Source organism: Catellatospora methionotrophica (genome assembly GCF_011297335.1).
GTDB lineage: Bacteria > Actinomycetota > Actinomycetes > Mycobacteriales > Micromonosporaceae > Catellatospora > Catellatospora methionotrophica.
Window position 1 is genome coordinate 249,837 of the sequence record NZ_JAAOTJ010000010.1, and the last position, 6,455, is coordinate 256,291.

Below are 6,455 nucleotides of genomic sequence, written 5' to 3' on the forward strand. Positions count from 1 at the left end.
GGACAGGCCGCTGTCGAACAGGGGCACCGTCAGCGGCTGTGGCAGGTGCCAGCGCGTCCAGAACCACGGCCTGGCGCTCGCCCCGGCGGAACCGGCCGGGGCGAGCTGAGGGCGGTCAGGTGAGGTGGGCGAAGCAGCCGATCGCCACGCTCGCCGTGAGCACCGCCATCGACAGGACCATGAGGGGCTTGGGCAGTCGCATCGGATTCCTCCATCGCGGGGTGGGCTCACCAGCAGTAGCGGACGAGCCAGTCGTCGGAGTTGTAGGTGTGGTCCGCCGGGGTCGAGGCCGGTCGCTCCTCGACCATCTCCTCGGGGCGGATCTGCTGGGGCAGCGTGCCGAAGCGGGCCCGGCGGGCGGTCTCGGTGGTGTCGGGATGCTCGGGTGCGGTGCGCATGGCGTCGTCTCCTTCGCGACAGGTGATGCTCAGTCCAGGTAGAGGTCCCGATGGGCGGCGACGAACTCCGGCCGGGTCAGGTCGCCGAGGACGACCTCCGCGCCGAGCTCGCGCAGCGCGGCCGCGTGCTCGCCGTCACGGCGGACCATCGCCCGCACTGGTACGTCCCCGGCGCGCAGTCTTTCGAGGACGGCGCTGCCCACGCCGCCGGCGCCGGCGATGAGAACCAGGTCACTGGCTGCCATGGGTCGATCTCCTTCGTGCTGGTGGATGCTCAGGTGTGCGCGGGCGGGCGGCGGCGCGGCTGGTGCCGGTCGCGGTAGGTCTCCAGCAGCCGCAGCCAGACCTCGCTGATGGTCGGGAAGGCGGGCACGGCGTGCCAGAGCCGGTCGATGGGCACCTCGCCGACGACCGCGACGGTGGCCGAGTGCAGCAGCTCGGCGACGCCCGGCCCGACGAACGTCGCCCCGGCTACGGTGCCCCGGTCCAGGTCTACGAGCAGCCGGGCCTGGCCGCGATAGCCCTGCGCGTACTGGTGCGCGCCCGCGACCCGGGCGATGTCGTAGTCGACCACCTCGATCCGGCGGCCGGAGCCGTCCGCCTCACGGGTGGTCAGGCCGACCGAGGCGACCTCGGGGTCGGTGAAGACGACCTGCGGCACCGCCGTGTGGTCGGCGGTCGAGACGTGCGCGCCCCACGCGGCGTCGTCGACCGGCTCGCCGTTCGCGCGGGCGCCGATCGCGTCGCCGATCATCCTCGCCTGGTACTTGCCCTGGTGGGTCAGCAGCGCCCGGTGGTTGACGTCGCCCGCGGCGTAGAGCCAGCCGCCGTCGACGGCGGTGACCCGGCCCGTGTCGTCGACGGGCAGCCAGTCGCCCGGGGTGAGGCCGACGGTGTCCAGTCCCACGTCGCGGGTCGCCGGGCTGCGTCCGGTGGCGTACAGGATCTCGTCGGCGGCCAGCAAGGTGCCGTCGCCGAGCGTCAGCCGGACCTCGCGGCCCTCGCGGAACACCGACGCCACGCTCGCGCCGTAGCGGATGTCGACACCCGCCTCCCGCAGCGCGTCGGCGACCAGCTCCCCGGCGAACGGCTCCATCTTCGACAGCAGTCCCGCGTCGCCGCGGACCAGCATCGTCACCTGGGACCCGAGCCCCTGCCACGCGGCGGCCATCTCGACGGCGACCACGCCACCGCCCACGATCACCAGCCGTTCCGGCGCATGATCGGCACTGGTCACCTCCCGATTCGTCCACGGCCGTACGGAGTCCAGCCCGGGGGTGTCGGGCAGGGCCGTGGTGGTGCCGGTGCACACGGCGACGGCGTGGCGGGCGGTCAGCCGGACGGTGCCGCCGTCGGGGGTCCGCACCGTGACGCGGCGGGGGCCGTCGAGGCGGCCGTGGCCGCGGATGAGGTCGACCGCGACCGAGTCCAGCCAGCCGACCTGGTCCTCGTCGTGCCAGTGGTTGACGATCTCGTCGCGGTGGGCGAGCACCGCCGCGACGTCCAGCGGCCCGGCCACCGCCTGGCGCAGCCCCGGAACCCGGCGGGCCTCGGCGCGGGCGATCACCGGCCGCAGCAGCGCCTTGCTGGGCTCGCAGGCCCAGAACGAGCACTCGCCGCCGAGCAGCTCACGCTCGACGATCACGGTGCTGAGCCCGGCGGCGCTGGTCCGGTCGGCCACGTTCTCGCCGACCGGCCCGGCTCCGACGACGATCACGTCATAGGTGCGGTCGGCGTCGTTCGCCGCTGCTTGCGTCATCACTGCTCTCCTGCGGTCGGATGTGGATCCTGGGCCCCCGTACGCCCGATCATCGCGGACGGCCTCAGCGCCCCGGGGCGCGGTTCTTGACCTCCTGCAGCACCCAGCCGTTGCCGTCCGGGTCGCTGAAGGTGGCGAATGAGCCGTAGTCGGCGCGCTCCGGGTGTGGCCCGGCCACGCGGCCCTGGCCGGGGCCGTCGTGGGTGATGCCGCCGCCCCCGTGGCCGTGGTAGACCAGCCCCTTGTCGTCGTGGAAGACCTCGCTCACCGCGATGCCGCGGCCGACGAGGTCCGCGCGGGCCTGATCGATGTCGGGCGTGATGAGGTACAGGCCCTGAACCGAGCCGGGCGCGGCGGAGGTGAGCCCGCTGCCGAACATGATCGACGCCTCGGAGCCGGGCGGGGTGAGGTGCACCGCGCGCCACTGCTCGTTGGCGGCCTTGTCGAGGTCCAGGCGGAAGCCCGCCTGCTCGTAGAACGCCCTGGCGCGGTCGACGTCCGACACGGGCAGGACGATGAGTTCGAGCTTGAGGTTCATGGTTCTTCTCCTCGGCGGTCCAATAAGTCGACCGGTCTACTATCGGTCGGCACGTTCAACGGCCACCGACCACCACGTGTTCCCCGGGCAGTTGCCGGTCCATCCATCGTCGTCCCGCGGCACGGCTGCGACCACCGATATGACCGACGGTCACTGCTTCGTAATGCCGGTGCGTCGGCGGACAGGCTGCCGGTTGTCGCCTGAATGGGCGAAAGGCTGGTGATTCTGCCGACTCGGCCGATATTGCCGCCGCCATAGCATCGGACCTCCCCATATCCACGCTTGAGAATGGAGGGCAGGTCTGATGCGCACCGTCCTGCTGACCGTCACCGCCGCCCTGGCGCTGACCGCCGCACCAGCCGCCGCGGGCTTCGCGGAGCAGCCGCCCGCCGCTGCCGTACGGCGGCCCATCGTGTTCCTGCACGGCGCGGCCGGCTCCGCCGCCCAGTTCGAGACCCAGGCCAAACGATTCGCTGGCAACGGCTACCCGGTCGAGATCATCGACGGCATCGACTACGACTACTCGTTCGGCGCGGAGAGCAGCACCGCCGTGCTGAACCGCCTGGAGCAGCGGATAGACCAGCTCCGCGCGCAGACCGGGGCGACCCAGGTCGACCTGGTCGCCCACTCGCTGGGCACCTTCCTGAGCCACACCTTCCTGCGTACGCGGTCCCGCGCGGCCAAGGTCGCCCACTACGTCAACCTCGACGGCGCGACCGCGCTGAGCCGCCCCGGCGGCGTGCCGACCCTGGCCATCTGGGGCGAGGGCAGCACCACCCGACGCATCTGGGGCGCCACCAACGTGTACCAGAGCGGCCAGTCCCACACCCAGACGGTGACCTCGACGCAGAGCTTCACGCAGATGCACCGCTTCTTCACCGGCGCGGACCCCGCCACCACGGCGGTCGTGCCCGAGACCGGCCCGATCACGCTGTCCGGCAGGACGGTGCTGTTCCCGTCCAACGCGGCCGCTGTCGGGGCACGCGTCGACGTGTACGCGATCGACGCCGCCACCGGCCGCCGCCAGACCGCCGCGCCCGCCGCCCGGTTCACGATCACCGCCGACGGCACGTTCGGCCCGTTCACCGCCGGGCCGCAGGCCCGCTACGAGTTCGCGATCGTGCACACCGGGGGCCACACCCAGCACCACTACTTCCAGCCGTTCGAGCGCACCGACCGGCTGCTGCGGCTGCTCACCAACCGGCCCGGCGAAGGCATCAGCGCCCGGGTGCCCGTCGACCCGCGGCACAGCGCGATCTCGCTCACCCGATACAAGGAATGGTGGGGTGACCAGGGAGCCGACAGCGACCACCTGACCATCGGCGGCGTCGACATCCTCAACGCGGTCACCGCGCCGCGCGACAAGCGCGCCATCGGCCTGTTCGCCCACGACCAGCTCGTCGACCAGCGCACCGACCTCAGCACCGCGCTGGCCGACTTCGACGAGGTGTTCATCAGCGCCGCCGACGTCTACATCCCCGCCTCCGCCGACGCCTCCGGCACGATCGCCGTGACCATCCAGTCCCGGGCCGGCGGCGGCACCCAGCACTTCACCGTCCCGAACTGGCCCTCGCCCACCGACCGCGTCACCATCAACGCCCTCGACCGCTGACCTGGCGGGAACGCGTCACGCCGAACCGGGTGCGGGCAGACGTGGCCCGCCGCGGTTCGGCGTACGCTGAGCGCGTGGATCAAGAGGATCGTATTGCCCTGTTCCTTGACTACGAGAACCTGGCGATCGGCGCCCGTGAACACCTCGGCGGGATGACGTTCGACCTGCGCCCCATCGCCGACGCGCTCGCCGAGCGCGGCCGCGTCGTGGTGCGCCGGGCGTACGCCGACTGGTCCTACTTCGACGAGGACCGCCGCCTGCTGACCAGGTCACATGTTGAGCTGATCGACATTCCGCAGCGCATGGGCGCCTCGCGCAAGAACTCCGCCGACATCAAGATGGCCGTCGACGCGCTGCAGCTCGCCTTCGAGCGCGACTACATCTCCACCTTCGTGTTCGGTACCGGCGACAGCGACTTCACCCCGCTGGTGCACAAGCTCCGCGAACTCAACAAACGCGTCATCGGCGTGGGCGTCGAGCAGTCGACCTCGGCGCTGCTGCCACCGGCCTGCGACGAGTTCCTCTACTACGACCGGCTCGAAGGCGTCGAGGTCCGGCCCGCGCGCACCCGGGGCGGCCGGACGCCCGCGCAGGCCCGGCCGCAGGAGGCCACCCCTCAGCCGGTCGAGCAGGAGCTCGAACCGCAGGCACCCGCCGACGAGCCGGCCCGCGACATGGACGGCCTCGCGGTGTTCGTCGCGCAGACCGTAGCCGGGCTGGAGGGCAGCTCGGGCGGTGCGGTGACCGCCTCGACACTCAAGCGCACCCTGCTGCGCAAGGACCCGACGTTCACCGAGGGCGACTACGGCTTCCGCACCTTCGGGGAGCTGCTGCGTTATCTCGCCGGCCGGGACGTCGTCGAGTTGGGTGAGGGACCCGCCAAGGGGGATCCGGAGGTGTCACTGCCCGAGCACGGCGGGCCGGAGGCCGAGTTCGGGCTGCTGCGCGGCGTCGTGGCCGACCTGAGCCGCAGCTCGGGGCCGGTGGCGCTGTCCGGGCTGAAGAACCACCTGCGCCGCGCGCAGCCGGACTTCAGCGAGAAGAAGCTCGGCTACCGGAGCTTCCTGCAGTTCTGCAAAGCCGCGGCCACCGCCGGGGTCGTGGACCTGCGCTGGGACACCGAGGCCGACGACTACCTGCTCACCAGTACGCCCCGTTAGCCGGCTGTTCTGTCGGTGGGAATGCGTAGCGTCGGACGGATGACGACCTTCGTGTTCATCCCCGGCGCGGGCGGCGACGCCTGGTACTGGCACCGCGTCGCCGCCGAGCTCACCGCACGCGGCCACGAGGCGATCAGCGTCGACCTGCCCGCCGAGGACGACAAGGCAGGCCTTCCGGAGTACGCCGACGCGGTCGACGCGGCCGTGGGAGAGCGCGCGGAGCCGGTGCTGGTCGCGCTGTCCCTGGGCGGGTTCACCGCAGCGGCGGTGGCGGCCCGCCGTCCGGTGGCCGGGATCGTGTTCGTCAACGCGATGATCCCGCTGCCCGGCGAGACGGCCAGCGCGTGGGGTGAGGTCACCGGATCCGCCGAGGCGCGGCGCGAGCTGGCCCTGCGGCAGGGCAGGGACCCCGACGCCGATGTCGACCTGCGGGCCGACTTCTTCCAGGACGTGCCGGAAGACCTCATCGCGTACGCCCTGAGCCACGACCGCGACGAGTCGGAGCGCATCTTCGGGGACCCGTGCGTGTTCGAGGCCTGGCCGGCGGTGCCGATCCGGGTGCTCACCGGCCGCGACGACCGCATGTTCCCGGCCGTGTTCCAGCAGCGCGTCGCCCGCGAACGGCTCGGGGTCGAGGCGGAGCTGTTGCCGGGCGGTCACCTGGTCCCGTTGAGTCACCCGGTGGAGGTCGCCGACCTGGTCGAGCGGTCCGGGACGGCCTCCACGGCACCCGATTGCGCTACTGATTAGGTAGCTGAGCTGGGGTTATGCGGGAGTGCCCGGAGTGAATCGGATTCGGGTATCGGCAGGTGGTGATGATGTGACGGGGGACAACCGACCCCGATTTGCATGCCGCCGGAGGGGCCGCGTAATGTTCTCTCTGCCAGCGAGGAACGGACAAAAACACCGGGGCTGAAATGCTCGGGTGGAGGCCGGATCGCTTGGCCGCCCGGAGTGGGGCGGACCCCGGTTAGGGGGCCGCGAAACC

General features: G+C 71.9%; 7 protein-coding genes. 3 read left to right on the forward strand and 4 right to left on the reverse strand.

The window, feature by feature from the left end:
* Positions 1-227: 227 nt before the first annotated feature.
* From HAV40_RS22995 to HAV40_RS23010, 4 genes are all read right to left on the reverse strand, one after another.
* Positions 228-398, reverse strand: a complete 171-nt coding sequence (locus HAV40_RS22995; protein WP_166384557.1) for a hypothetical protein — start codon at positions 396-398, stop codon at positions 228-230.
* Between the two features lie 29 nt (positions 399-427).
* Positions 428-643, reverse strand: a complete 216-nt coding sequence (locus tag HAV40_RS23000; protein WP_166384558.1) for an NAD-binding protein — start codon at positions 641-643, stop codon at positions 428-430.
* A 29-nt stretch (positions 644-672) separates the two neighbouring features.
* Complete coding sequence (locus tag HAV40_RS23005; RefSeq protein WP_166384560.1) at positions 673-2,157, reverse strand: dihydrolipoyl dehydrogenase family protein; 1,485 nt, start codon at positions 2,155-2,157, stop codon at positions 673-675.
* A 64-nt stretch (positions 2,158-2,221) separates the two neighbouring features.
* Positions 2,222-2,695, reverse strand: coding sequence for a VOC family protein (locus tag HAV40_RS23010; RefSeq protein WP_166384562.1), 474 nt, complete (start codon positions 2,693-2,695; stop codon positions 2,222-2,224).
* 304 nt (positions 2,696-2,999) lie between these two features.
* Here HAV40_RS23010 and HAV40_RS38950 point away from each other — a divergent pair, with 304 nt between their 5' ends.
* The 3 genes from HAV40_RS38950 (at position 3,000) to HAV40_RS23025 (ending at position 6,217) form a co-directional block, all read left to right on the forward strand.
* Positions 3,000-4,307: an alpha/beta fold hydrolase gene (locus tag HAV40_RS38950; RefSeq protein WP_166384564.1), complete on the forward strand. Its 1,308-nt coding sequence runs from the start codon at positions 3,000-3,002 to the stop codon at positions 4,305-4,307.
* Positions 4,308-4,381: 74 nt separating this feature from the next.
* Complete coding sequence (locus HAV40_RS23020; protein WP_166384566.1) at positions 4,382-5,467, forward strand: PIN domain-containing protein; 1,086 nt, start codon at positions 4,382-4,384, stop codon at positions 5,465-5,467.
* A gap of 39 nt (positions 5,468-5,506) precedes the next feature.
* Positions 5,507-6,217, forward strand: coding sequence for an alpha/beta fold hydrolase (locus HAV40_RS23025; protein WP_166384568.1), 711 nt, complete (start codon positions 5,507-5,509; stop codon positions 6,215-6,217).
* Positions 6,218-6,455: the final 238 nt, after the last annotated feature.